The sequence below is a fragment of the Sphingobacterium sp. BIGb0116 genome (assembly GCF_024808035.1).
GTDB classification, from domain to species: domain Bacteria; phylum Bacteroidota; class Bacteroidia; order Sphingobacteriales; family Sphingobacteriaceae; genus Sphingobacterium; species Sphingobacterium paramultivorum.
This window is the reverse complement of record NZ_JANUDT010000006.1, coordinates 339,227-365,776: the sequence shown is the minus strand read 5'-3', so window position 1 is coordinate 365,776 and position 26,550 is coordinate 339,227. Positions and strand designations below refer to the sequence as shown.

Below are 26,550 nucleotides of genomic sequence, written 5' to 3'. Positions count from 1 at the left end.
GATTCTCGAATGTTTAGACCATTGGTCTGCGAATGATGAGTTCACCAAATAGTTCGCTAAAATTAGGATGATTTTTGTTAATTGACAAGTTTTAATCCATGAGTAAATGGAATAAACAAAAAAAGCCTTCTATTCAGAGGGCTTTTCACTTCTTTATCGTGTTATTATCTAAAACTTACCTGTCTTATAACAGCTTTACAATACGTTCTTTACCAATGAATATACTGGTACTTCCGCTGTGGATTTATGAATTAATTCGATTTCTTTTTCCTCCGTCACTGTGTCCAGCACTTCGTATTCCGAATTTTGGGATTTAAATTCTGGAACAATCTGTTTCATGCCGGCCACAAGCTCCATAAAATCTGGCAACTGCTTATCCGCATCCAAAATCCGTTGGCAGATTGCATTAATGCGCTGGGCTTTAAGCGACAATTCATCGTGATTTACTTTTGCGATCATAATCTTTGGATGGTGTGTCTTCACCGTATTCTCATTATTCGCCAACAACTCCTCATAAATCTTCTCTCCTGGACGTAATCCAACAATTTTTATATCGATATCTTCCGGGTAACGATACCCTTTCAATTTAATCATGCGTTTTGCAAGATCAATGATTTTAACAGACTTGCCCATATCGAACACAAAGATCTCTCCTCCCTTACCCATCACGCCAGCTTCTTGCACCAATTGACACGCTTCGGGTATGGTCATAAAGAAACGCGTGATTTCAGGGTGGGTCAGGGTCAGCGGCCCTCCTTCTGCCATTTGCTTCTCAAAAAGTGGAATAACCGAACCGTTTGAACCAAGTACGTTTCCAAATCGGGTGATGATAAAACTCGTATTGGATTTACCGCTGCAGCTGCTTACATAGATCTCAGCCATGCGTTTAGTCGCCCCCATAACATTGGTCGGATTGACAGCCTTATCCGTGGACACCATGACCATTTTTTTAGTCCTATATTGCATGCACAGATCGGCCACATTTTTACTTCCCAATACATTGGTCTGAATGGACTCGTACGGGTTTGCCTCCATTAAAGGCACGTGTTTATAAGCCGCGGCATGAAAAACCAAATCGGGTTTGTATTGTGCAAAAATTTTCTGCATAAAGGCATAATTACGCACATCACCTACTACACAATGCATCTTTTCAGGTTGTGTAGCCTTAATCGATTGTTGGATATCATATAGCGCAGATTCGGCTTGATCCAGTAGAATTAAGGTCTTATAATGACGTCTAGCGATCTGGCGGGCTAATTCCGAACCGATAGATCCGGCGGCACCGGTCACCAAGATGACTTTACCCTGCATCTCTTGTTCAATTTCCGGATGATCTAATTTAATTGGCTTGCGTCCCAATAAATCCTCAATCTTTAATGGCCTGATTTCACGCTTCGCACCTGAATTAAGTAAAATTCGTGCCGGAGGCATGATCTTCAGTTCAAGTCCAATATTTTGAAACCAATCTGAGACATATTCCAAACGCTCCGGATCGTTATTTTCAACCGCGATGATGACCTGAGTAATCTGACATTTTTCAACATATTCCCTTGTGATTTCGGTAATATCCTTAATTTTTATTCCTGCCAATCGCTTTCCTATCCGTGATATCTTATCTTCCACAAAAGCAACCACTTGATATTTCGTTCTCGGATCTTCCTTCAATAAGGAGAATGATACTAGGCCTGGTCTCGAAGCTCCAAATATTAACACATTTTCACCTTTCCTGCCAGGTAAAAAAAGATATTCATAGATCGTCCGATAGACTACGCGTGCACCCACCATAATAACCAGTAAAATTGTGGCCTGCATAGTTAACACACCATAAGACAATCGAAGATAATCTCCCGGCAAAGTCCCTTTATCAAAAATAGCTTTGATAATTAAGGTTAGCACCATTAAAATCACATAGGCAGAACCAACCGTCTTAAAGATTTTAATGGTATCCCTAATGCCCGTCTGCCGAACAATACCCCGAAAAGTATCATAGCATAAAAACATTAAGAAATATATCGGCAATATGACGACAACTTTCTTCAGCATCAATTCAATATCAAATACACCCCTGAAGTTGTTAACTACATAATTAGAAAACACATAGCTTGCAAATACAAACCACATATCGATCATTAAAATGACCCATCGTGGATTGTCCTTTCTCAGGCGTCTTCTTAAATCTCCTAGAGAACCCATCATAAGCTTATCTCTTATTTAATTAAAATGTTACTGACCATGTATGCGACAAACGAACACGATCTGATATGGCTTTTTATTATAATATTTTACAAAGGAGATGCAAGATAGTCAAATTTTCACACCTAAAATACCTCTTTGATAAAATATCATTAAAAAAGAACCCTATCCCTTCGATCAATTTATCAACGTGGATTAAGCAACTATTATACCGAAACTGTTACATTGACAAAATAATAATATGAATCCCGTTACAATTAATAATTTAGGCTCATAAAAGAACAATTTTTGCCGTCACCCTTCGATACAATCCGGTAGTCTATGCAACACTCTAGGTACTAACACAATTATTGGCATATTGTTTGTATCAATTCACTCATAGTCATGGAAAGGAATTTAAGATATACACCTTCGCTTAATATTAGACTGAAACGCCACTCCTTCACTGCACTATTTGCACAACAATAATAAGATTTGCATCATGGGATTTTTTAGCAACCTGTTTGGGAAAAAGACTTCATCAATCCACTCTTTAGCGCAGTTGGAATTTTTACAAGTGGACATGCACAATCACCTGCTACCAGGTATTGATGATGGAAGTGATTCGGTACAACAATCCTTACATTATATCCAGCAACTTCAACGCCTAGGACTTAAAAAGTTTATCTGTACACCACATATTATGGCTGGCGTGCATCAAAACACCAAATTTAGTATTGAACATGCGAAAGATTCGCTTGTCGATGGACTAAAAAAATCTGGCAATGATGTCGATATATTCGGGGCTGCCGAACATATGATTGACGAAAATCTTCCTTTACTGATCCGTGAAAATGAGTTGTGTGTAATGCCCGGTGACTATGTGTTAATCGAAATGTCCTACCTTTCGGAATCGAAAGCTTTATTTCACACAATTAGAGATATTCAAAAATTAGGCTATAAACCCATTCTTGCCCATCCCGAAAGGTATAATTATTATCATAGCAATTTTAATATTTATAAGCAAATTAAAGATGCTGGTTGTTTGCTCCAGTTAAACCTACTTTCTTTGAGCCGATACTATGGTGTAGATGTAAAAGCGATAGCAATGACTCTTTTAAAGTCAGGCATGTACGATTTTGTAGGAACCGACCTGCACCACCAACGCCATCTGGACGCTTTAAAAAATATTGTCGAGAAATATCCGATCCGTGAGATGTTGAGAACCTCACCTATTTTGAATGAGACACTTCTTGATCATATCACACAGCATAAAGCACAAGTTATTGCTGGATAAAGCGATAATATAACAGATTGGCATTAATACCTTATAAACATGTTTTAAAATACGCTATTGTCTTCGACAGTCCTTCTTCCAGCTGAACTGTAGGATTCCAGCTAAAGCTTTTCTTCGCAAGGTCAATGTCTGGTTTTCGTTGTTGTGGGTCGTCTTGTGGTAAGGGCAAAAACTTAATCTTTGATTTTGATCCAGTTTGTAGAATCACCTGCTCCGCCAATTGTAGTATCGTGAATTCATTTGGATTACCGATGTTTACCGGACCGATAAAAGACTCTTCAGTAGCCATCATTCGAATCATTCCTTCCACCAGGTCATCTACATATTGAAAACTGCGGGTCTGATTTCCTTCACCATAAATAGTAATATCCTTATGCTGTAAAGCTTGCATAATAAAGTTGGATACCACCCTTCCATCCTGGGGATGCATGCGTGGACCATAAGTGTTAAATATGCGGACGATCTTTATCGCAATATGATGTTGGCGTTGATAATCCATAAAAAGCGTTTCCGCGCATCGCTTCCCCTCATCATAGCATGATCGAATACCGATAGGATTTACATTACCCCAATAGCTTTCTTGCTGCGGATGGACTTTTGGGTCGCCATATACTTCACTGGTAGAAGCTTGTAAAATACGTGCATTAACCCGCTTCGCAAGCCCAAGCATATTGATAGCCCCCATAACCGATGTTTTGATGGTTTTAATCGGATTGTATTGATAATGAACCGGACTTGCTGGACAGGCTAGATTATATATTTCGTCAACCTCAGCCAAAAAAGGCTCCGTCACATCGTGGCGCACAAGCTCGAAATAGGGATTCTGTAGCAAATGAACAATATTCGATTTATCCCCAGTAAAAAAATTATCCATACAAACCACTTCATGCCCATCTTTCAGTAAGCGTTCACAAAGATGGGAACCTATAAATCCAGCTCCGCCTGAGACTAATATTCTTTTTTTTAGGTTATACATACCTTATCAATTTATAATATCGAGATTACTGATTAGATGTTATATGCAGCAACGGAACACGAAAGCCGAAACGGGAGCCCACATGCTCTTCCGACTCAAAAAAGAATGTACCTCCATTGCGCTGAATAAAATGGTAAACTACCCATAAGCCTAGACCTTTACCTTTCTCCCGCATAGGGGTAATCTTTCCCTCTTCCATTATCTGGTCTTTTAATTGGCGCTGTGCATCCAAACTCATTCCCACCCCAGTATCAATAAATTCGACAACAACATCATCTTCATTGCGATATAGATTGAGCTTGATCAGGGAATCTTCATGGCTAAACTTCACAGCATTAATCAAAAGATTTCTTAAGATACTTTTCATGATATCCGCATCAAAAAAGATTTGTAATCCGGATTGTAATGCTAATTGAATTTCAATATTTTTTAATTTAGCTGTAGGCTGAAGTGTCTCCACCACACCTTTGATCATTTCATCGAGCTCAATTTCTTGTGGCATATAACTCAATACACCCAAGCTGTTTTTGGTCCATTTAAGTAGATTGTCCAAAACACTGAAAAGTTGTTCCGCAATATCATTGCCTGTATTGATCATATCTCCATAACCAGTATTACTTCCCTCAGGACTCATGGTCAAAATATTTAAGATCATTTTGAGTGAAGAAATCGGACTTCGTAGATCGTGAGCAAGAATAGCATACATTCTATCGCGGTTTAATATCGCTTCCTGAAGCTGTGCTGTCTGCATCGCAATGGTATGGCCCGATTCAATAAGCCTGATTTGATGTTTGATGCGCTGAAGTAATTCCTTTTTATTGAAAGGCTTCGGAATATAATCTACACCGCCACTATCAAATCCACGCACAACATCATCCGGAGATTTTAAGTTCGTAATAAATAACACTGGAATATGCTTATACAGCTCCATGGATTTCAGTTCCTTGGTTAGATCAAATCCGTTCGTATTCCCCATCATGACATCCATTAAAATAAGATCTATCCTCTGCTGTTGCAAATTTTCAAATGCCCCTTTAGCACCGGAAGCGGAGAATACGTTGAAGTGCTCCCGTTCTAAAATCTCTTTTAGCACAAAAAGATTGAGCTCAGAATCCTCTAAGATCAGAATATTATACATTGAAAAATCGATTTCCATAGATCATTATTAGCTTGTTTAGACACTGTCTAGAAGGATGCTATCCTTTTATAAAATTCATGAATCAATAATACACTAATAATTGCACCCATAATTTGTGTAGCAAAAATGTTATATATATCAATTTACTTTAAAATCAACCAATACAGGAAGATGATCGCTATAGTCAACATCGCCTGTTCTGTAATTTACAGCCTGAAATGTAGCTCCAGAAAAGAATACAAAGTCAATGCGAAAGAGCTTCATTAAATTACTGTAAGTATATCCATAGCCATTACCTGCTTCGCGAAAAGCATCCTTTAAGTTTCCTTTAATTTTATGATAACTATAGGAATTAGGACTATTATTAAAGTCACCGCAAATAACCGTAGGAAAAGAAGATTGATCGATTAAATTTCTTAAATAATCAGCCTGCCCACCTCTCAGCCTAAAATTTTCAGACATTGTTTTAATTGCACTCCACCATTTAAAGACCGTATTTTCAGCAGGCAGTAAATCCCCTTTTACCTGGTTCCAATTTGTTGTCTGCAAATGACAGGTTCCGATCCTGATCTTTTTGCCTCTGAGGGAAAGATCGGCAAAAAGTGCACAGTTGGGTCGCTCTTTAAACGAAACAACCTGTACCGAGTCCAGTGGAAATTTACTTAAGATAGCAAGTTGATTCTGCCCTGATTTACTCCCTGTCATTATGAAATATTGAAACTGGCCAAATGACTGCTTGAGTTCCGACACGGAACAGTCGGCAGGGACTTCCTGTAAACATAAGGTGTTTACTCGCTGCGAATCAATATAGGAAGCAATCTGCTGCATCGAAGATAGATTATAAACCATTTTGAATTCACGAACGTTGTAAGATGCGAAGCGCATGTCTGTCGTTTCTGTTTGCGCAATCCCATTTATCTGAACTACTTTTACGAAATAATGAAAGTTGGCCAATAGTGCTATTAACGGGCAAATACTGTACCAACTACGTTTATATAATCCGATGATAAAAAAAAGAAAATTACCACATATAAGTCCAGGTAACAACACACCAATCCATTGGAAAATAACAGTGCTCTGTGGCGAAATAAACAAAGCCAAAAATGATAAGGAGGCAAGTATAGCCACCAATAGGATGACAATCCGGATCAGTACTCCGGAGATACTCACCGGCCTAAATTCAATATCTTTAGTCATGGTATACTATTTTAATTTTGTTCGCTTAAAGGCAATCTTATGCTAAAAATAGCTCCTTGTCCAAGCTCCGATTCGACACCCAGCTGTCCATTCATCTGCTCTACAATACTTTTACAAATTGCCAGCCCCAATCCCGTACCCTTATCCATTGAATTAATCTTATAAAATCTATTGAAGATAAACTCTTGATTTTCCTTAGCTATGCCAATACCATTATCTATAACATAGAATTCTACATAATCATCACTTAATCTGTAACCAACGTGTATAGCACCCTCAGGTGGCGTAAATTTCAAACTGTTGTTCACTAAATTGACGAGTACCTGAATCACTCTTCCACGATCCAAACGTGCCACCAATTCCTTTTCAGGAATGTCAAAAATTATGGCTGGCTGTTCCTCATTTGACAAGAAACTCATTGATAGTTCATTCAATATTCCTTTAAGGGACACGTCCGAATTCTTTAACCTGACTTTTCCTGCATCCATCTGCGACATTTCCAGTACATCCGTTATCAGCCGTAGCAGCTGGCTACTATTTGCATTGAGGAGTTCACCGTACTCCTTTCGCAGCTCAGGATCTGGCGTATCGGCAATAATACTTCCAAAGCCCATAATGGCGCTAAGCGGCGTCCGGATTTCATGATTCATATTGGAGATAAATGCTGATTTCAACCGCTCAGATTCCTCAGCAGCTTCTTTTGAACGCAACAGCTGCTCCTCGTAACGAAGCTGATCTGAGATATCCCGCTTGATGGTCCAGATGATATCTTCACCGTTCCCATTTTTGATCATCAGCGAACTGCATTCTGAGCCAATAATATCCAGTTCTGGATACACCGTATCACAACGATATTGATAATAACCGGAAGCAGAGATAATTTTTTGCACAGATAAGTCCCAAGCTTCTTCTGTTGTGAACTCCCGCAGGCATTCAAAAACTTTTAATTCAGCAATGACCTCTTCTTCTTTCAGACCATTTTGCTGTCGACATGCCTTATTCGCAAAAGCCATCGTCCCATTTTTATGACAAGCAAAAATACTATATGGTGCATTATCAACAACAGCAAGCACCATTTCAAGTTCATTTCGATTTTTAATGAAATCGCTTACATTCTGAGAAAAGCCATCTATAATATGAATATTGTTTTCAAAGCGTTTGGCATATTTTGTCGCCCGTACATACGTGATGGGTGTATCGGGTTGTTTTATCCGATACTCAAATGTGCTATACTCAATAGCGTCGTTATGCAGAAAAGCCTCCATCTTCTTTCTATCATCCGGGTGAACCTGTGCGAGCAGATCCTGCAAAGCTATTTTCTCAGGCTCTTCAAGATTTTTCTTCCGAAGGTTCGAATAGCCATTATGCGTAAATTCCTGCTGCTGCAGATCATAAGTCCAATGCCCAATCATAGCGACCTTCCCCACTTCAAGTTGGGCAGTCAGTGCAGATTTAAGGCGATACTTCATGTTACTACGCTGTGTGATATCCCGATATTGGCAAATCAGATGTTCCTCGTCAAATTTGTGAATGACAAACTTAAAATAATACATCTGCTCTTCAGTAGGCAAGTCATAATTAAGATTGGAAGTTTCCCCAGTTTGGCGGCAAAAATTAAATTCCTGTTCGATTAGAGCCGAAGTTGGCTGAGGTAAAATAGACAACAGATTTCTCCCTACTAGATCAATATCGGAATTTAAAACCGGATTATTTGTCTTCATTATCGCATCTACACATATATTATCTTTATTCACCAGCAACAATGTATCACAAGTCATATTCAAGACCTTCTCCAAGAACTTTAAATCATGTAATATTTTTTTATCCATAACATTCATTAGATTATTTTCTTTGAGATTTCTCCCACCCGCTAATAAAGCTTCTACTAAACAAATAATAAATTCCACGTATTACATTGATGTTCATAAACAGAAAGTAATATGGAATATAAAACAACTTTGTACTATTGGGATTATTTCGCATCAAATACCCTAAAACGGCACAAAGATAAAAGACACACTGAAGCACAAAAATGACAGAAAACACATTGAAAGGTGATGAACACCGATATCCAAGAATTGCCGCCAAGGGGAAGAGTGTAAAAAGCGCAAAAGGTGTAACAGACCAACGCAATACACGATGTGAAATATATTGAAAGCTCAACTTTCCAAATTTAAAGCCATTTAGTAACGGCAGTAATCTTCCTATAGACTGCCATCCCCCAGCAGCAATACGTCGTTTCCTTTTTCCTTCCTCTTCCATATTCAGCGAACCATATTCAACAGCATAAGCGTCCGCTGTGTATGCAATACGGTAGCCTTTTAATGCGATGCGCATGGATAGCATAAAATCATCCAACAAGGTATCTTCCTCCATCGCAGCAAAGAGTTCTGTTCGTACGGCAAAGAGTTCCCCAGCGGCTCCGACAGCTGAATAAAATTCAAAGTCTAGCTTTTTTAACAGGGATTCATATTTCCAATATGCTCCCTCACCTTTTGAAGAAACAGTATCTTCATCATTAAAGGCCACTCTTTTTTCACCAGATACACATCCAATTGTTGGATCGTCAAATTGGCGAGCAATAATCTTCAACGCCCCGGCATTCAGTAAACAATTTGCATCACTAAACACCACAATTGGCGTTTTTACATATTCCATACCGTGATTAACGGCAGCTGTTTTACCTTTCCTATGGGCTGAACCGATAATCTTTACCATCGGATACTTTGCTAACTGCTCACGACTATCATCAGTACTTCCATCTATAACCCACAGAATGTTTAATTTATCTTTAGGATAATCAAGCTCAAGGCAGTTCAGCATTTTATCTGCAATTATTTCGGACTCATTGTAGGCCGTAATAAATAGGGTCAATGGCGGAAGCTCATTCCCGTCGCTATTTTGAAACATCTCCTTTATAGCAATAGGGTACGGAAATAATCTTGCCAATATATAAATTATGATAGCATAACCGATATAGGTATATAGCACTAAGGATATACAAGTCCAGAAGACAAATTGAAACATAGGCCGGATAGAATTTAGACAAAAATAGACAATTATTTTTACTGAATCCTATTCGATTCCTCATCCTGGTAATGCTTTTTTCCCGAAAATAGCCCACCCATGGATGTTATCCCTTTGCGCAACCGGACAAAAAAGCTATTTGCAAGAGATCCGTCGGCAGCGATTGTATTCTGTCCCGTCATCGCCCGCGCCTTTGAACTTCGAATAAAATGAATCTTTCCATAGGCCTTAAGTCCCAAAGCCATTGACCCATCTTCGCCACGTTTTATATCGGTCCTAAAATTAACCTTGCGCCCCAGCTCGGTCTTAAAGGAAAAAACCATCCCCCGGACGCACAATTCAGGCCTTTTTATAAATTGCAGGTTCAGGTAAATATCCCGAAGTCCTTCATAAAACCAAAGGAAAGTTCTCGACTGCCCAGCCTGAGGTAAGAAACTCCACAAACTGCATGTGGCGGATATACCTGGCCTATCTAATAATTTCACGTGCGTTTCAACATAGCTTGGGGGATACATGGTGTCTCCATCTACGCAAAGCATGAATTTACCACGTGCTTGATCAAGACCGCATTGCCTAGCAAATCCAGGGCCCTGCTTTAGTTCATTGTGATAAGTCGCACCAAGTCGCTTTAAAAGTGATTCTGTTTGATCCGTCGAATTATTGTTAACGACAATTAATTCCATGGGCAAATGACAACGCTGTTGTGCTAAAGACCAGAGACATGCCAAAAGCTTCTTTTCTTCATTATAAGCGATGACCACAATACTAATAATCGGGTCAGAACTTGAAGAAAGCTGAATCTGTGCCCGAACCTTCTCGACAACATCGTTATCTACAGAGCCCACTTCTTGGTCATAGACCTTCGCATATTGTGTATACCATTTAGCCATCCTAGCGTCAATTATTTTATTAAACATTAAATTGCTTGCAGCACTTTATTCATCTGTTCGGCCCATGATAAGTCCAAAATACTATTGCGAATACAGGCTGGGGCAAATTTTTCCTTCTTTAAAAATTCCAGTATTTTAGTAATATCAATAGCGGATTCATCAGGGCTCACTTTAAGTACATAAGGTTGCCCGTCAAAATCAGCGTCAGATTCCGAATAGATAAAGGGAATTCCACGCGCGGCATATTCTCTATTTTTTAAGGTTTTTATGACCTGTATACCACTGCGATGACGGCCTAAACTACCGATTGCAAAGTCGGCCAGATTAAATATGGCATCCAATTCTTCTCCCCAGAGCGGACCGTGTAAGACGACGTTTTGCTGAAGATTGAATTGTGCTATCGGTTCCAAAATAGATGAGCGTTCACGTTCGCCGCTGAATTGCCCCACCAAGTGAATGATAATTTGACAATCAGCGTGACTTTGTTTATAAATACCAAGTCCGCGAACCAGTCGATCAAATCCGTGCCAATAATGTATTTCCGCAACGCCTAACAAATGGATCGTTCGTTTTTCTGCTTCTTCCTGTGGTTTACGAACTGGAATGGCACTGAAGTCTATCCCATTGGAGATAGGTATCGCTCGCTGCCCAAAAATTATTCGGGCATCAGAAAAAGTGACAAAAGCATCCAATTGTTTTGCTAGCTTTTTACGATAAAGACGATCGACTGCCAATTCGAGGCGCATGCGCAAGGTGACATACTCCTGATCATAGGGATAAGTCGGAATCTCCATTAACACTTTTGCGCCCGAAAGCCGCATCATCTTCACCATGTTTAATGTAAAAGGATTGGCATTATGGTCAGACCGGATATAAATCAGTTGGAACTTATTTTTCTGTACGTATTCTGAAATCGCCCGATATTCTATACGTTTACGTATTTTGGCTATTAGACCTCTACCGAAATCCACAAGAATCTCGTTTCCAACCTTCCATACGCGCGAACCGTCAGCCTCTACACTGTAATAACATAGTATAACATCCACACCGATAGCTTTCAAACCATTAATTTGACCCCATATTTTTTTACTTATACCATTATGTTCGCTAAAACCATGGAATACTAAAAAAAGTACCTTATACGATTTATCTTTCACTGAGGCCTTCACGTTTGATTGTTGTTAAATACTTTTGCTGCTGGACTGGAAAATACGAAAAGAATATGAATACAAGAAAAAATGATCAAAATGCTTTGATTAAAAACGCTTAAATAAACTAATTTAATCTTACTGAAGTGATGACTTGCGTAAAAAAGCCAACAGCAGATTTCGATACCCTCCGAACCAAATCATTAAGATCACAGAAAAAAGATAGATACCAGTTTTGAGTGCTAAGCGAAAACACAAATTATCGGGTAAATGGTAACCTACAAGCAAATGAAAAATAAGCCCAAGTAAGAGTGCAAAAAAGATGGGTCGCCATAGGCTATTGAAAAAGCCAACCATACTTCGTTTGAATACCACGCGATACATTAGCCAGTAGGCCTGTACAAAATTGACACTAAATGTAAGCAATAAACACATGGCCACTGCGTCAATACTTTTAGCGTAAAATACACCAAATAGTATTCCCGCAACATTTAACACGGCCGAAAACAAACCGCATATAAACAGACTTTTGGTATCACCAGCTGTTTGGAAAATGGAGCCCGATGACGAGAGGACCAATTGGATCCCGACCGTTAGACTCAGTATTTTAAAGGAAGGAATAGCTAATCCCCACTGCGGTCCAAAAAATAATAAAATGAGTTCTTCAGCCGAAAAAAAAAGGAAAACAGAAAGCGGGAATCCGATCAGCGACAATAAACTGGTTAATTTTAGATTTGCCTCATAAAGATAGCCATTATCCTTTCCCTTCTGACTTAATATCGGATGGATCACTGGTGTGATCACCTGCGTAATGTTTTGGAGTGGCAATGACATTAGTCGATAAGATTTGTCATAGAATCCCAGCGGTACCATGCCCAGGTATTTACCAATTAATAGCGTATCCGAATTTCTGCTGAAATAGTTGATAATATTAAATAAAAACTGAAAAATAGAATAAGAAAATAAAGGCCGAAGAGGTTGAAATGGAAAACGTAGGCTAAATTTTAATGGATACTTTAAATATGAAATAATAAAAATCAATAGTGATGAGAATATCGGATTTAAAATAAGCGCGTAGACCCCCATTCCTTTAAATGCTGCAATTATAGATAGACCGCCGCCGATAATTTGAATAGTCAAACTTCGTAAAGCGATCGACTTAAATAACCTATCGCGAAAAAATAAGGCATTGGGAACTACGGTAATTCCCGAAAAAAATAGGCTTAGCGCCAGTAATTGGCAGATTGGTTTCAATTGGGGCTGTGCATACCATTTTTCAATAATTTCAGCAGACAAAAAGAATAGTATTGACAGAGTGATAGCAATATATACAGATAGCGAAAATAAATAACCTAATGCCTTTCGATCCAGCTCTTTGTGCTGTATAACTGCTGGAGACAGTCCGAAATCAGCTATTAAATTTAGAAAAGCAATCGCCACCGTAGCTATGGCCACTACGCCAAACTGATCGGGTGCGAGCAATCGTGCTAAAACCGCGGTAACGACCAGCGAAATCACCAAATTCGCATATTTGGCCAATGCCGTGAAAAATACCCCAGAAACGATTTCCTTTTTTATGTTATCCATGCAAAAAGCCTTTCTTAAACAGTAGAACTCCCATCGTTTTAAATGAAACATATCTTCGCCAATGCGTTAAAACCAAGAGAAATACTTTCCAGCGGTCAGCGATCGATAGCACATGTGCTTTCCATACCACGGCGTCCAACATACGATGCAGATACAACTCAATAATTTGTCTGCTATCCGAATGCTTTCGTCCGTACTCCCTCAAACGCTGGGCAACTGTGAAGTAACATGTTATATTAAAAAGTTTTAATCGGCTTGTCATAATGGAATCCGGCCTGACACGCCGCTGAAAAAATTGCTGTGGGATATAAGCAACTCGAGCTGCCGATAGATACAATAAGACTGTAAATAACTCATCCTCATGCACGATACCTGGTTCAAATCCAAATCCATTACGATCAAGTAGGTCTTTACGAATTAAATACATACAAGCTGAAGAGAAAAAGTCGTCTGTGTTCAGTTGCTGTTGCAATGCGTCCGGCCCACTAAAAACAGTATAAGCCGGCATTTTTTGTCGGGAATAATTAAAATCCTTTAGTATGGAGCGATCCGAATTATCCGCAAAAACCGAAGCATCAAAATAAACAAAATCGAGGTCTTTCTTTTCACAATAATCCAAACACATGGATAGTGCATCTGCACGCAGCAGGTCATCACTATCCATAAAATAAATATACTGGCCGTTCGCAAGAGAAAGGCCTTTATTTCTGGCTGCAGATAGACCTTGATTTTCCTGGGAAAATAATTTGACACGATTATCACATGAATCCCATTTTTCTAGTATGGAGAGACTTTGATCGGTCGAACCGTCGTTGATTAGTATAAGTTCAACATCAGCATATTCCTGATGAATAATACTATGTATAGCCTGATCAACATACATAGCTGTATTATAAACAGGCATTATAATGCTAATCAACGGTCTTTCATTCATAGTTTGATCCAGGCATTAAGATTAAAATCGTACTTTTTCACAATTTTGGCCGGGTTTCCAACGACAACACTATATGGCGGAACATCTTTTGTAACCACAGAGCCCGCACCTATTACAGCATGTTCACCTATGCTAATACCTGCTAAAATAACGACATTCCCGCCGATCCAGACATCGTCAGCAATCGTCACTGGAGCGGTGCTGACTCCTTGGTCTGCAATAGCTTTGGTCACATCTTCATACCCGTGGTTTAATCCCGAAATAAGAACATTTTGACCGATATTCACTTTATTACCAATCGTCACTGGCCCAATGATCGTGTTCGAAATTCCTATTCGGCTATTGTCGCCGATAAACAAGTCGCCGACAGCGTTATTCAATACAGCAAATGACTCGACCACGGATCGGGATCCTATAGCACACTTACGGAAAGGAACCAGATCACGGCGTACACTACGATAAATCACTGAACCCGCCCCACGTTTAACATAAAAAAACTGCAGCATACGAACATACCAGCGCGGCCGTGTACGCACAGGACTCATGATAAACCAGTGCAGTAAGCGCTTGAACTTAGGATGATTATGAATGTACGCTTTCATATATTGCTAATGTATGTTTCCCGGTATGTTGCCAACTGAAAGCTTCACTTCGCGCTAAACCTTTACTAACAAGGGAGCTATATAACTGTGGTTCATCTTCCAATTTCAACATGCCTGCTGCAATGGATTTGATATCCATCGGGTCAGTATATACCACATTATCCCCGGCTACCTCAGGAATAGCCGATGTATTGGAAGTAACCACAGGTATGCCACAAGCCATAGCTTCAAGCAAGGGAAGTCCAAAGCTTTCACGAATAGAAGGATACAAAAAAGCAAAAGCATCATTGTAAACTTCAACCAATTTGTCATGAGCTATATATTCTTCGACCACAATAAAATCTTTTATCGCCAACAAATCGAATTCTTTTAATAGCTTTTCCAAATATGTGTGATCTAAATCGGCCAGGAGCAACCTTTTCTTGTAATTGCTTCTCTCCAAATAAAAAGCATAAGCCATCAAAGTATTCCTTAGGTTCTTTTTGGGATCCGTATTACCTAAAAGAAGCCAAAAAGCCCCCTTCTCAAGCTTTAAAAATGTGCTTTCCGAAGGTATATCCATCGATTTAAATCGTGAACTTACACCATTATAGACCGTGATAATTTTTCTCTGTAGATGCGGAAAGGCCGCTTCGATATTTCTTTTTTCAAAGTTAGAGACAGTGATGACGGTATGAACCCTTTTCAATACACGTGGCACGACCCAACGCCTATAGATACGGCCCAAATTTTGGTACATGGACGAATTGCTACCAATTTTTTTCTCCATAAAGATGATATCGTGCAACGTAAGTACCAGCGGAATAGACAATCCCAATGGGGCAGTGTTGGAGGTACAGTGCAGGATATCCGCATTGCTGGTTTTAATAAGTTTAGGTAAGAGAAGTTGCTCCCAAATAAAATAGTTGGAGCTTTCCAAAACTTTAATCTCAAAATTTGCTGAACCTTCCAAACAGCGGTCCTCTCCCGGTCCGACAGCAATAATATACCGGTTAAAGGTATCCAACTTTTGAAGCGCACGGATTACTTCCAAAGCCACAAAATCCATTCCGTGTTTATTAAGGCGAAAGATTCGTTGTGCCTCAATTACTATAGTCTTCTTTTTTTTCGCCATGCGGTGTATGCACAAAAGTATTACGTCCCGATTTGATTCCCATAAAGCTACGTAAGATTGCCATAAAAATAAATGGTAATTTTAAAAAGCAGAGCAATGTCCTGCGCGTATAAAATCTATTAGGTATAGCCAAACCAAGTGACACGATAAACAAGCCATAGAGTATAAGCCATTTATAGGCCAATGCTGGAGCTACCAAATAGACGATACAGCCCAAAATAGGAACCATTCCGAGCAAAATAATGCGGGGCGGAATCGACCATTGGATCAGTTTGTCGAGCATAGGCCAGTTGCGGGTCCGAATTATTGTACGAAATCGCTTCAAAGTATTCAAAAAAGTGTCAATTTGAGCAGCAATCCATCTTTTTCGCTGGTTGGACAGATCGCGACGGTTCTGTACTTTCTCGTCTAGTACATACACATCCTCCAGATAAACCGTGAAAATCTTATCCAAGAGCAAATAATACTCCAGCTCTTTATCCTCTCCCATGGAGCTTATTTTAGCCATCGTATTTTTAAACCACTTAATTTCAAACAACATGCCCGAGCCCGTCAATGCGGCAGGTAATCCCAAGTTCACATGCCCCTGCCTAAAAATTGAATTATTTATTTCCTCACTGATCCCATCGAGGTATGCAGTATCGGTATTGCTGTTTTTTGCAATGCGATGTGTTTGGATGGCAACCGCGCCAGATGCAAAGCAATCGTTGACAAGTGCTAGATAATTTGGAGAAACTAAATTATCAGCATCCAATATAACCACGCCATCAAAATCTTCTTCTTTGATAACATTCATTGCCAGATTTAGAGCCGCGGCTTTGGATCTTTTTTCATACGTAGGAATAAGTATTCGAACGCCTAAATTTTCAAGTTCCCGGTTTGTCTCTCTCGTCATACTATCAGAAACAACGACAATTTCAAAAAGCTCTTTTGGATAGTCTTGTTCTAAAAAAGAGCGTATGCTATCAACAATTACTGCATCCTCCTTATATGCTGGAAATAGGATAAGAAATCGATGTTGAATATCCGATCGTTCAAAGACTAATTTCTTGGGAATGCGAAAGCCGACTGCAAATACAAAGAAATACATGATCCAGACCAGGAAAGGAATAAAAATTAATGTTTCAATAATAAACAAAACCGTTCCCATCAGCTCAAATTCTTTTTAGAAAATAATTTAATCCCAGACCATGTACCTGAACATACTGCACCAACATGCCTCCACTTACCCCAAAAAACAAATTTAATTAATCTTATGCTATTCGCTATCCAAATAAGATAAAAAACAGCCAAAATCCGGTTTATTCCAGACCTATTTCGATAAGCAAACAACAAGCGGTTACGTGTGAGATAAAATGTTTTTAATGGAGAATCCTGACCTGTCGAAGCACTTTCTTTATGAAAGATATGAGCACCTGCAAAATATACTAACTTATATTTTTTATTAATCCGACAGCTCCAATCCAGCTCCTCGTAATACAGAAAGAATAGCTCCGACATTACACCAATTTCTCTGATAATTCTGTTGGGTACCACCATAGCTGCACCATGTAAATATGGAATCTCAGCACAGTTATTATATTGTCCTCTGTCCTGTTCCCGATAACCGATCTGCTTATTTCGAAGGGTAATTGATGTAAGCGGTGTGCAGCCCGCAAATTGGATCATTCCGTTTGGGTGATAATACATTATTTTAGGTGAAATTCCACCTACTCGTGAATCGAGCGCAAACACTTCCAACATAGCCAAAATCTCGTTATCGGCGTCGTTTGGAAGAAGCGTATCATTATTTAAGAAATAAATAAATTCGCCAGTAGCTATTTCCAGCCCCAAGTTATTTCCACCTGCAAATCCCAGGTTCATTCTATTATAATAGCCTTTGATATCAGGAAATAGATGTTTCATCAGACTATATTCATCTTTTAACGAACCATTATCGATGACAATAACCTCATATGCAAAAGATAGTCTCGCATTCCGAATACTTTCCAATAAGGAAATGGTATCAGCCAATCCGTTATAATTGACCGTTATGAACGATATTTTATAGGGTTTCGCTTCCATCGCTCAGTTTTTTGTCCAAATAAGGCGAAAGCATGATAACCCCCATTAGAATGTATACGGTCTGCCCGGTAGGCATTTGATGGAGTACTTCATTCGCATACCCCGCGACCATAATTCCTGCAAGTCCGGCTGTAGAAGCCATTGCAATAGATTTGACCCGCCTATCTTTTAGTCGAAATAGCACGTAGTATGTGCCATATCCCAATATCGTGAGGCATAAAATAATATAGCATATAAGACCGAAAATTCCCGTTTCTACCCATATAAAAACGAAGGAAGAATCTGTTGCGATACCATGTATTGCATCTCCTTCATTCGCATGTTTAGACCCGCCCAATCCTATACCAAAAGGATGGTCGCCCATAAAGGTTCGCATTTTTTTCTGATTCTCCAAGCGAACATTAAAAGAAGCATCCTTTGAAAAAGAGAAAGCCGTCCGCATACGACGAATATCGGAACTGCTATTGCCAATGGTCGTTAAATTAAAGAAAGCAAAAGCCATTATTAATAAAGAAAGACCAAAGATTACCCACTTCCACTCCTTTACAAGGATAATGAAGAAAGCAAAGCCTGCAAAAGGAACGGCAATGGCGGCCCTTGTCCCGGATATCATTAGCCCGTAAGCCGCAAAAGCGACAACAACAATATAAAGAAAACGTCTTTTTGCCTGCTTCTCATAAATAGCTAAGATCGTAAAAACAACCACAGCCAAACCCATATGGCAGCCAAAGTTTGCTGCATCACTGAAAAATGAAAAGTAACGGATCCCACTATAAATAACATGCGTATGAGCGCCGAATGTATATAGCCAAGCAGTCTCGAATCGGTCTAAACCGATATACTTTTGGCCTATCGCCTTTAAAGCTCCCAACAGAACAAGTATACCCCAAACTTTAAAAAATAAGCGCAATTTGGGAATGTTATCCAGACTAATAAAAACCAATAATTGAAATAAGACAATATGCATTCCAATGCTACGGACTGTCGTGATCCAGTTCGCAAAACTGGACATTGGATTTATAATCTCCAGCATGCAATAAAGCATCCAAAGGATGGAGATCAGGAGAAAAGAATTAAAGTAAACCTTGCCTAAAGGATTTCCCCGAATAAAATGTAAAGCTAGCGAGAGAAAATTAAATAAGATCAAAAGATCGAGTATGACGCCTACCGGGAGCGGAAATGTGATATAGCGTCCAAAACCCATCACCAGGTAGGATACACTATACAATAAAAAGAAACAACTTATTGGCGAAGACAGCAGGACAATAATAACCAATAGAAATACGGGCAACATATAGAACACCAAAGCAGATGACACACCTGCAAAAATAAAGATGCAAGTTCCTGCCAATCCCCCGAGTATGAGGAAAAGCAGGAGCAAATGCCGACTGGTTATCATCGATTTTGTATGATCATACTGCATCATAGCCCACTATTTTCCCAGCGATGTCAGACCAAAATTACCCAATTGATATTCCAGGCGTCTCAAAAAGGTAAACGGAGGCAACATTCCTGTAAACTCTTCCACAACATATTTTTCAGCATTCATTAAACAGATAACAATTGGTTTACCGGCCGAACGTTGCAATAGATCTGCAAACATCAACTCATCTTCTGTTTTCCATACCGAGTCAGCCCTTAATACCAATAACGTTGCCATCCCCCGCTCTAAAAATAGAGAAGGAATAGGGCGTAATGCCATAGAGCCATGCTTGACTAATGCAATATCATAATTGCCCAGTTTTTCCGCCCACGCATCATCCACTAAATATTCCCTCGATTCGGCACTAAAATCAGTCCCTTCTTTATAGGCTAGTACATTAATACCCAGTCCCTGCCAGTAGGCTGTTAAAATATCTGTCAGTGAGCCCAAATCTAGTGTAGAAGAGAACTTGATGATATTGATAAAGTTTATAGGATTCGAGTTGTTGTAAAAGCCATATAATCTATTGGCTAAAACATGGATCGCTCTTTCTTCAATTTTAGTCTGTTTGACACCACTTTTCCCAAGCTTAGGTAGCGCTGCAATCACTTTTCCTTTTGTAATCCGTTCGGTTCGTGTTTTATCTCTTAACGTACGGTCAAAAAGTTCAATAATAAGTAATATTCCAAGTATAAATGCCACAGTCCCAAAAAAGACAGCAAATACAATCAATTTTCTGCTATGCGGAAGTGCATTTAACGGAAAGCTTGCCGGATTGATCACTTTTAGCGTAGCCGAATTCATTTCCAAGCTCTTTAATCTCAACCGCGCGGCATTTAAACTGGATAAGATTGACAAATAAGATTGCTCGGTAAAGGATATACCACGTTCCTTACGTTTTAAGACAGAGCCAATAGGTGAATATTGGGTGTATTTATGATCCAGTTCCTGCTTAAAATCACGGGCGACATTAAGTTCCGCCTCCGAGCGTTTGAAACGTAGAAGTTCTTCTACCCATTGTTTCACATAATTTGAATTTGGATAGCCGTTTTTAGTGTATTTTTCCGCAGTATATTGATCCATAAACGAACGGAAGCCCTTCTCCTTTTGATCCAATTCATGCGACAGTACATCTAGATCAGCTCCGCCCTGTTTTTGCTTAAGAGAATCTACACTCAACGTCCGTATCTTTGAAATATTATAGTTGATGTCTGCAATCTGATTCATGCGTGCCAAAAACTCCGTATTATTTTTGATCGCACGCATATTGGCATCCATTCCCGACTCCAATTGTTTTATAGCTGCTTGCGCACTGTTATACACAAACAACACATCTTGGTGCCTTAGTTCATACTCTTTATCCAATAACGCAATCGCCTCTGTCTGTTTATCATAATTGATCACCCGGTTTTCAACATTATACATAGTCAGCGAATCTTCCTGTCCGCGAAGTTCGCGGCCTATACGTTCAAGCTCCGCCTCAAAATACCGGATGACATTGTTGGTGCTGCCAAATTGCAAGTTGGTATATTCGATCGCAAAAACTTTACTCAAAATATCCAATGTCTGAAAAGCCACCCCAGGATCGTTTGCCTGATAGTTGATCTGTAAAATATCGCTATTGTCTACCCTGTTGATCTTAATATTTTCGCGTAGAGCATTATAGCTGAAATAAGGATGGTTCCAGTTGAAAAGACCATAGACAAAATTATTACGGTCTGCTTTCTCATATTTTTCCAGATTCTTTACCGTATTTTCTTCCGAGCTCTTATCAATCAACTTCTGTACGTCTTTGGGGGTAATTGCGACGAGCTCCTTGTAATGTTTTGCGGTAATATAGACATTATCTTTAGTAGGATCGCCGTGAATCATAAGACGTGCATAAAGCTGCATGGAAAGCCTTTTGATCGTTTCCTTCGAATTAATGGTATTGATAATATTCTGGATCGAATTATTTAATACGTTCCAGTCTTGCGAAGCATTGGATTCGCCTGGATCACTTCCATAACTTGAAATAACACCTGTATAGATTGTAATATCAGTCTTATACTGCCGATCCATTTGACGAGTCAGGTAGATCGCCAACAAGGCAAAACCTAGCGGCAAAATCAACAGCCACCACTTAATTCTGAAAATGGCCCGAAAGATATAATGGAAAATATTCATGATGTTATTGGCTTATAATTTTTGTCTTACTCAGGATTTCTAAGGTAAGAATTTCATTGGTAATAATAGATTCGTTGGTTTTCAGAATTTCATAAGCCTCTGTCTCCAACTTCTTTGCTGTATTAAGATCGCTAATATTTGCATTGCCTGACTTAAATTCATTCTCAGTCATTTTGTAATTCGCTAAGGCGATATTGTAATCTTCAATTTTCTTCTTGAGTGTAGAAAGAGCTGTTTTTACTTTCGTATAGGAGTTGACGATACGGATCCGTTGCTCATCAAGCCACTTGTCTAATTCCAGCTGCGTAAACCGCTGTTCCATCTTCTGACGTTTGATTTTATTGCCTCTATCGAAGAGATCATCCAAAGGAATATTCACTCCGGCAGTTCCATAATAGGAGCTCTGGGTTACGCCAGAAGACTGATAGAAAAGAGGAGTATATTCATTCGTGAACGCTGAATTGATCGCGATATTGCCGTACTGCCAAGATCCACCGACCCTGAAATATTTTAACCAGCTTCTCTTTTCTGTTATCAACTGATTAGCCTGAGCCTCCATTTTTGCCTCATACATTTCCACTCCTGGACTTTGCTTGGCATTTTGATAAAGGATTTCCAAAGGCGGAAGTTTAAGCTTTGTAAAATCAACCATATCCGTTGGGTCCATCACAGATTGTGCTTTTAGCAATAGGCTTGCTGTAACTAAATTTAACAGCAAAAAAGCCCTTTTAAGCAATAAGTTCATCGAAATTATTATTTATGTTATTAAACATCCGCCTTTTGGATGAATGCGGAAAACGTCTTATACAATATTTTTAAATCCATCCAGACCGAATAATGCTGTGCATAGTCAATATCCAGTTTTATTCTTTCCTGATCGGACATACTTCCATTATCGCCCCGCTTTTCTACCTGCCATAAGCCCGTTATCCCTGCCGGAGCCATAAATCGCTCAACACTATCGTCTGTCGTCAGCATCTCGGCTTCATAGAGTGGCAAGGGCCTATTTCCCACAATAGACATATCGCCTTTAAGTACATTAAACAACTGGGGCAGTTCATCAATGCTATATTTACGGAGAATACGCCCGACCTTGGTTACACGTGGATCTTTCTCAAGTTTAAAGAAAGCCGCCTTTTTTTGTCTTCCAGCACTATCAGAACTTTTTACAACAGTATCATCATCAATAAGTACATCACGTAGCTCATCTGTCGTAAAAAGTTGCGCATCACCATCGCTTATCATAGTCGCGACAGTGCTACGATTAACGCTCAACGATGCATCCGCATATTGATTAAGCGCCATATATTCCTTTAGACGCTTGTCAGCATCCGGGTACATGGATCTGAATTTATAAAAATCAAACATATAATAGCCAGATCCTATCCGTTTCGACTTATAGACTGCCGAACCTTTACTTTCCAATTTGATGGCAATATAAGTGATTGCCAGTATCGGAGAAAGTAAGAGGATTAAAATCGAAGAAACTGCAATATCAAACAATCTTTTTCCCAGCGGAATTCCTATTTGAGGAAAAGAAGTGTTTGCTGTTTCAAATTTTTCAGTCTGCGTTGTCGCCTCAAAATATAGCCTTATGTATTTTCTAATTGACTCAAAAACATCTGCATTGGCGCGTGGACTAATAGTATTTGTGATACCCGCCTCAAAATAAGATTGTTTCTCAAAACGTGAAAGATCATTTCCAATCAAGATCAATAATGTATCTTTGCCATGTTGGACAAGCTTTTTCAACCGTGATAAGTCTTTACTTAGACTTTTACTTTTTTCATAGAATATTACAGAAAAAAACTGCCCTTCTTGTTCTTGAAAATACATATCCATGGCTTCAAATGAATCAAAAAACCTCAAGTCAACACCCAAGATGTCTTGGACTTGTTGATGAAAATAATCAAAAGTTTCGAGATTATCGCCAAAGTATATATAATCGCTATATTGGGGCATTATTTTAATGCTTTTTTAATCCGTAATTTTAACTCAAGGGGATTAAATGGTTTTAAGATAAAATCATCGGCACCAGCTTCGAGCAGACTGATACGTGTATTGGAATTATCCTCACCAGACAAAAAGATAACCGGAATATTCTTTAGAAACTCGTTTTGCTTAATCATAATGAGCAAATCGTATCCATTCATCTCCGGCATGGTATAATCCGATAAAATTAAATCAACACTGTTCCCTTCCTTCAGCCAATTATAGGCGTCCATCGCATTGCTAAAGAAACGAAAGTCATAATCTGCACTTAAATAAAGTGTAATTAACTGACCAATTGCTGGTTTGTCATCAATTATTAGAATCTTTTTTTTCATGACGTCTTTAGAATATAATGGTTTAGGCGTATGGATTGCGTTATTTAGGCGATCTCCATATACCAAAGTACTCCTTTCTGTTGGACTACTTTGGTATAGGGAGATGTTACTATTTTTATTATTTCTTATGTAGATACCAATCTGCATTTTGGCTACCTCCGCTCGTCGCCCAAGACTCAAAGAGCGGATAAGCAGTTGTAATCGCCTGTCCTTCCAATGGATATATGAAAGAAACCGGAACTAACAAACCAAACGGTTCATTCGCTTTTGTCTTAAATGGATCGGTAGACGACAACAGGTTGCCTGTTTCCTTCAACACCAAACTTTTATTGATTTTATCAGTCGCTTTATAACCAACCAGGTGCACCTCATTTCGGCCAGCAAGGTTTTGGTTGAAGTTTACAATAAAGGCATTTAATGTGCCATAGGTAAAATTATCTATTGGTGTATTAAACTCAACAGTTACGATCACCTCAACAGGCGCATATTGTCCCGATTGAGTCGAGATAAAACGTGTATCCGACACGCCAAAAGCTTTATGCGCATCATCCCATAATGGAAGCACAGCATACGTTTGTCCAGATTCCGTACCATTTGCTCCTAGAGGCAAGGCGGTACCTACCAAATCTTTGCGTGAATACGTTACACTTTTGACATTTCCCGTCGCGATACCATCAAGCTGCACAGCGGTCGAAAAACGGATCGAAGCACCTATTGATCTTAATTTTGCTTTCAAAACCACTTTAGTCACCTTATTCGCTGTATTTTGAAATTTGCTGATGTTCATATCCAACACACAGTCATTCATGTCGTAGTCACCTTTAGCGGGCCACTTATCTTCGAAGATGTAAGAATATGTACCCAAATTAACTTCGGTTACGGTTTGGTCTGTTGGATTGCCACCAGAGGCATTATTACCACCAGCGTTACAAGAAGTACCTGCAATCACCACGGTCGATTTGTCGTAAGGAACCAATTTTGCTGGACTATTGATCACATAATAGGTGCTCCATTGAGCATTAGCAGTATGATCTGAGCAGGCTACCTCTAGGTTACCACCGTACGTGATTGCCATCCACTGGTTGTTTACATCAACTTTTTTGAGACGAGCCAATGCCTGACCTGAAGTTGGGCCAGTCATGGTGCTCGACTGGCTGTTAAATTTGGCCAGGGTCTTGACATCTAGAATTGATGACGCTGCCAAATTAATTTTTGTGCCACCAGCATCTAACTTATCTAAGCTTAATAAAGCTCCTTGCGCCACCGAAATTGTTGCTCCATTGGTGGTCAATGAATTGATTACCGTATGACAAACAGCTTCCAAAGTTGCATTTGTCAAAGTCGCATTTTGCACAGTAAGTGTGCCCTCATTGCGTACGACTGTACCATTTGTTGTACTGCTCAGATTTTGGATTGTCGCCACACCATAGTTGGTAAAGTTACCATTGGTGATATCTGCTTTATCAGCTGTAAGTGTACCATAATTGACGTACAAAGTATTATTTTTCGTTTCCATTTTGGAAAGCGAAGCCGATCCATAATTAACAAAACCTCCAACTGTATTCTGCGTTACATTCACGAGTTCAATGGAACCCGCCTGTGTAATATACAATCCATTATTGCTTCCAAGGTTTAGCTCAAAGCTTGTATTTTTCCAAGATCCCTGAATGTAAATCTTCACATTACTTGTACCGTTGTTGGCATCGATCTTACCTGTAAAGGTAACTCCAGACTTGACGACATAGGATTTATTGGACTCGACCGAAATTGTCGAGTTTCCCGATAGCGCGATTGCATCCGAAGGAACGACTACTGGTGTAGCTTCAACCGTAGCCGCTTTTAAACCACTACTAGCCAGTGTACTTGTTGTGGTTGCAGCACGCAAAACGCTCGCTTTGCTGCTTGATCCCGCTTTTGTACCATCCACACTGATTGTATTTTGCTGCCCAACTTCGATCATGCTGACTGCTGCAACACCTAGCGGAGAAGTCTCTCTTAAATAGATATATTTTGCAATTGTCGGAATCATCAGCTTACCAACAAAATCCTGGCCCGATTTCGCCTGCCCTGCAGCCAGGATATTGGCTCCACTTGCTAAAGTTGGATCATTATCAAAAACTTCAACCCGATAGAAGTATTTACCGCTAAATTGATCGTCTACAGCCACGCGCAAATCTACAGTACGTGTTGAATTCCACATAAAATCGGCTGAAATATTGCCTCCCCCAGGAAGTAGGGTGGACGAATCAGATCCTTTTTCGGTTTCGTTGTACAAATCTTTTACTTTTGAACAACTTGCCCCCAAGAGCGTAATCCCTGCAAGACCCACCAAGAAGAGATTTAAGCTTTTTCTGTTATACATAATTAAATAATAATAGATCAATACCAAACAGCCCCATCATAGATGTCACAAGACTTTAATACTTGGCTTTGCGAATAATATTAAGGCCGAACTGTTTAAAGCAAAGATATAACTAATTCAGCTGAC

21 protein-coding genes are annotated in these 26,550 nt (G+C 39.4%); 1 reads left to right on the top strand and 20 read right to left on the bottom strand.

Annotation, left to right across the window (positions count from 1 at the left end; translation table 11 throughout):
• Positions 1 to 195: 195 nt before the first annotated feature.
• Positions 196 to 2,196, bottom strand: coding sequence for a nucleoside-diphosphate sugar epimerase/dehydratase (locus M2419_RS16465; RefSeq protein ID WP_259255401.1), 2,001 nt, complete (start codon positions 2,194 to 2,196; stop codon positions 196 to 198).
• A gap of 478 nt (positions 2,197 to 2,674) precedes the next feature.
• Here M2419_RS16465 and M2419_RS16460 point away from each other — a divergent pair, with 478 nt between their 5' ends.
• Positions 2,675 to 3,469 (top strand): tyrosine-protein phosphatase, encoded by a 795-nt coding sequence (locus tag M2419_RS16460; RefSeq protein ID WP_153848314.1) that lies wholly within the window; start codon positions 2,675 to 2,677, stop codon positions 3,467 to 3,469.
• A 31-nt stretch (positions 3,470 to 3,500) separates the two neighbouring features.
• On the opposite strand, the gene M2419_RS16455 is transcribed toward M2419_RS16460, so the two are convergent.
• The 19 genes from M2419_RS16455 to M2419_RS16360 all read right to left on the bottom strand — a co-directional run bounded on the left by M2419_RS16455 (position 3,501) and on the right by M2419_RS16360 (position 26,424).
• Positions 3,501 to 4,445 carry a UDP-glucuronic acid decarboxylase family protein gene (locus tag M2419_RS16455; protein ID WP_153848313.1) on the bottom strand — a complete coding sequence of 315 codons (945 nt, stop codon included), beginning with the start codon at positions 4,443 to 4,445 and terminating at the stop codon, positions 3,501 to 3,503.
• Between the two features lie 25 nt (positions 4,446 to 4,470).
• Positions 4,471 to 5,601 (bottom strand): hybrid sensor histidine kinase/response regulator, encoded by a 1,131-nt coding sequence (locus M2419_RS16450; protein WP_259255400.1) that lies wholly within the window; start codon positions 5,599 to 5,601, stop codon positions 4,471 to 4,473.
• Between the two features lie 120 nt (positions 5,602 to 5,721).
• Positions 5,722 to 6,780 (bottom strand): endonuclease/exonuclease/phosphatase family protein, encoded by a 1,059-nt coding sequence (locus tag M2419_RS16445; protein ID WP_259255399.1) that lies wholly within the window; start codon positions 6,778 to 6,780, stop codon positions 5,722 to 5,724.
• Positions 6,781 to 6,791: 11 nt separating this feature from the next.
• Positions 6,792 to 8,609, bottom strand: coding sequence for a PAS domain-containing sensor histidine kinase (locus M2419_RS16440; RefSeq protein ID WP_259255398.1), 1,818 nt, complete (start codon positions 8,607 to 8,609; stop codon positions 6,792 to 6,794).
• 13 nt (positions 8,610 to 8,622) lie between these two features.
• Positions 8,623 to 9,690 carry a glycosyltransferase family 2 protein gene (locus M2419_RS16435; protein WP_259255397.1) on the bottom strand — a complete coding sequence of 356 codons (1,068 nt, stop codon included), beginning with the start codon at positions 9,688 to 9,690 and terminating at the stop codon, positions 8,623 to 8,625.
• A gap of 155 nt (positions 9,691 to 9,845) precedes the next feature.
• Positions 9,846 to 10,697 (bottom strand): glycosyltransferase family A protein, encoded by an 852-nt coding sequence (locus M2419_RS16430; protein ID WP_259255396.1) that lies wholly within the window; start codon positions 10,695 to 10,697, stop codon positions 9,846 to 9,848.
• Between the two features lie 26 nt (positions 10,698 to 10,723).
• On the bottom strand, positions 10,724 to 11,854 hold the full coding sequence (locus tag M2419_RS16425) for a hypothetical protein (protein WP_259255395.1): 1,131 nt from the start codon (positions 11,852 to 11,854) through the stop codon (positions 10,724 to 10,726).
• A gap of 129 nt (positions 11,855 to 11,983) precedes the next feature.
• On the bottom strand, positions 11,984 to 13,432 hold the full coding sequence (locus M2419_RS16420; protein ID WP_259255394.1) for a lipopolysaccharide biosynthesis protein: 1,449 nt from the start codon (positions 13,430 to 13,432) through the stop codon (positions 11,984 to 11,986).
• Positions 13,425 to 14,366 carry a glycosyltransferase gene (locus tag M2419_RS16415; protein ID WP_153848305.1) on the bottom strand — a complete coding sequence of 314 codons (942 nt, stop codon included), beginning with the start codon at positions 14,364 to 14,366 and terminating at the stop codon, positions 13,425 to 13,427. Before M2419_RS16415 ends, M2419_RS16420 begins: the two co-directional genes overlap by 8 nt.
• Positions 14,363 to 14,968, bottom strand: a complete 606-nt coding sequence (locus M2419_RS27400) for an acyltransferase (RefSeq protein ID WP_310442058.1) — start codon at positions 14,966 to 14,968, stop codon at positions 14,363 to 14,365. Before M2419_RS27400 ends, M2419_RS16415 begins: the two co-directional genes overlap by 4 nt.
• Positions 14,949 to 16,016 carry a glycosyltransferase family 1 protein gene (locus M2419_RS16400; protein ID WP_227550345.1) on the bottom strand — a complete coding sequence of 356 codons (1,068 nt, stop codon included), beginning with the start codon at positions 16,014 to 16,016 and terminating at the stop codon, positions 14,949 to 14,951. Before M2419_RS16400 ends, M2419_RS27400 begins: the two co-directional genes overlap by 20 nt.
• Positions 16,017 to 16,050: 34 nt before the next feature.
• Positions 16,051 to 17,232: a glycosyltransferase family 2 protein gene (locus M2419_RS16395; RefSeq protein ID WP_153848303.1), complete on the bottom strand. Its 1,182-nt coding sequence runs from the start codon at positions 17,230 to 17,232 to the stop codon at positions 16,051 to 16,053.
• Positions 17,232 to 18,146: a glycosyltransferase family 2 protein gene (locus tag M2419_RS16390; RefSeq protein ID WP_075990668.1), complete on the bottom strand. Its 915-nt coding sequence runs from the start codon at positions 18,144 to 18,146 to the stop codon at positions 17,232 to 17,234. Before M2419_RS16390 ends, M2419_RS16395 begins: the two co-directional genes overlap by 1 nt.
• Complete coding sequence (locus M2419_RS16385) at positions 18,127 to 19,572, bottom strand: O-antigen ligase (RefSeq protein ID WP_075990667.1); 1,446 nt, start codon at positions 19,570 to 19,572, stop codon at positions 18,127 to 18,129. Before M2419_RS16385 ends, M2419_RS16390 begins: the two co-directional genes overlap by 20 nt.
• Positions 19,573 to 19,578: 6 nt before the next feature.
• Complete coding sequence (locus M2419_RS16380; RefSeq protein ID WP_153848302.1) at positions 19,579 to 21,735, bottom strand: hypothetical protein; 2,157 nt, start codon at positions 21,733 to 21,735, stop codon at positions 19,579 to 19,581.
• Positions 21,736 to 21,739: 4 nt separating this feature from the next.
• Entirely contained in the window at positions 21,740 to 22,480 is a 741-nt protein-coding gene (locus M2419_RS16375) for a TolC family protein (protein ID WP_153848301.1), read from the bottom strand.
• Between the two features lie 20 nt (positions 22,481 to 22,500).
• On the bottom strand, positions 22,501 to 23,697 hold the full coding sequence (locus M2419_RS16370) for a sugar transferase (protein ID WP_153848300.1): 1,197 nt from the start codon (positions 23,695 to 23,697) through the stop codon (positions 22,501 to 22,503).
• Positions 23,697 to 24,062, bottom strand: coding sequence for a PleD family two-component system response regulator (locus M2419_RS16365; protein WP_075994586.1), 366 nt, complete (start codon positions 24,060 to 24,062; stop codon positions 23,697 to 23,699). Before M2419_RS16365 ends, M2419_RS16370 begins: the two co-directional genes overlap by 1 nt.
• A gap of 118 nt (positions 24,063 to 24,180) precedes the next feature.
• Entirely contained in the window at positions 24,181 to 26,424 is a 2,244-nt protein-coding gene (locus tag M2419_RS16360) for an LruC domain-containing protein (protein ID WP_259255393.1), read from the bottom strand.
• Between the last annotated feature and the right edge of the window lie 126 nt (positions 26,425 to 26,550).

Bases quoted from the DNA above. Each gene is read 5' to 3' on its own strand.
- M2419_RS16465 (WP_259255401.1), bottom strand. From the start codon at position 2,196: ATGATGGGTTCTCTAGGAGATTTAAGAAGACGCCTGAGAAAGGACAAT.
- M2419_RS16460 (WP_153848314.1), top strand. From the start codon at position 2,675: ATGGGATTTTTTAGCAACCTGTTTGGGAAAAAGACTTCATCAATCCAC.
- M2419_RS16455 (WP_153848313.1), bottom strand. From the start codon at position 4,445: ATGTATAACCTAAAAAAAAGAATATTAGTCTCAGGCGGAGCTGGATTT.
- M2419_RS16450 (WP_259255400.1), bottom strand. From the start codon at position 5,601: ATGGAAATCGATTTTTCAATGTATAATATTCTGATCTTAGAGGATTCT.
- M2419_RS16445 (WP_259255399.1), bottom strand. From the start codon at position 6,780: ATGACTAAAGATATTGAATTTAGGCCGGTGAGTATCTCCGGAGTACTG.
- M2419_RS16440 (WP_259255398.1), bottom strand. From the start codon at position 8,609: ATGGATAAAAAAATATTACATGATTTAAAGTTCTTGGAGAAGGTCTTG.
- M2419_RS16435 (WP_259255397.1), bottom strand. From the start codon at position 9,690: ATGTTTCAAAATAGCGACGGGAATGAGCTTCCGCCATTGACCCTATTT.
- M2419_RS16430 (WP_259255396.1), bottom strand. From the start codon at position 10,697: ATGGCTAAATGGTATACACAATATGCGAAGGTCTATGACCAAGAAGTG.
- M2419_RS16420 (WP_259255394.1), bottom strand. From the start codon at position 13,432: ATGGATAACATAAAAAAGGAAATCGTTTCTGGGGTATTTTTCACGGCA.
- M2419_RS16415 (WP_153848305.1), bottom strand. From the start codon at position 14,366: ATGAATGAAAGACCGTTGATTAGCATTATAATGCCTGTTTATAATACA.
- M2419_RS27400 (WP_310442058.1), bottom strand. From the start codon at position 14,968: ATGAAAGCGTACATTCATAATCATCCTAAGTTCAAGCGCTTACTGCAC.
- M2419_RS16400 (WP_227550345.1), bottom strand. From the start codon at position 16,016: ATGGATTTTGTGGCTTTGGAAGTAATCCGTGCGCTTCAAAAGTTGGAT.
- M2419_RS16395 (WP_153848303.1), bottom strand. From the start codon at position 17,232: ATGGGAACGGTTTTGTTTATTATTGAAACATTAATTTTTATTCCTTTC.
- M2419_RS16390 (WP_075990668.1), bottom strand. From the start codon at position 18,146: ATGGAAGCGAAACCCTATAAAATATCGTTCATAACGGTCAATTATAAC.
- M2419_RS16385 (WP_075990667.1), bottom strand. From the start codon at position 19,572: ATGATGCAGTATGATCATACAAAATCGATGATAACCAGTCGGCATTTG.
- M2419_RS16380 (WP_153848302.1), bottom strand. From the start codon at position 21,735: ATGAATATTTTCCATTATATCTTTCGGGCCATTTTCAGAATTAAGTGG.
- M2419_RS16375 (WP_153848301.1), bottom strand. From the start codon at position 22,480: ATGAACTTATTGCTTAAAAGGGCTTTTTTGCTGTTAAATTTAGTTACA.
- M2419_RS16370 (WP_153848300.1), bottom strand. From the start codon at position 23,697: ATGCCCCAATATAGCGATTATATATACTTTGGCGATAATCTCGAAACT.
- M2419_RS16365 (WP_075994586.1), bottom strand. From the start codon at position 24,062: ATGAAAAAAAAGATTCTAATAATTGATGACAAACCAGCAATTGGTCAG.
- M2419_RS16360 (WP_259255393.1), bottom strand. From the start codon at position 26,424: ATGTATAACAGAAAAAGCTTAAATCTCTTCTTGGTGGGTCTTGCAGGG.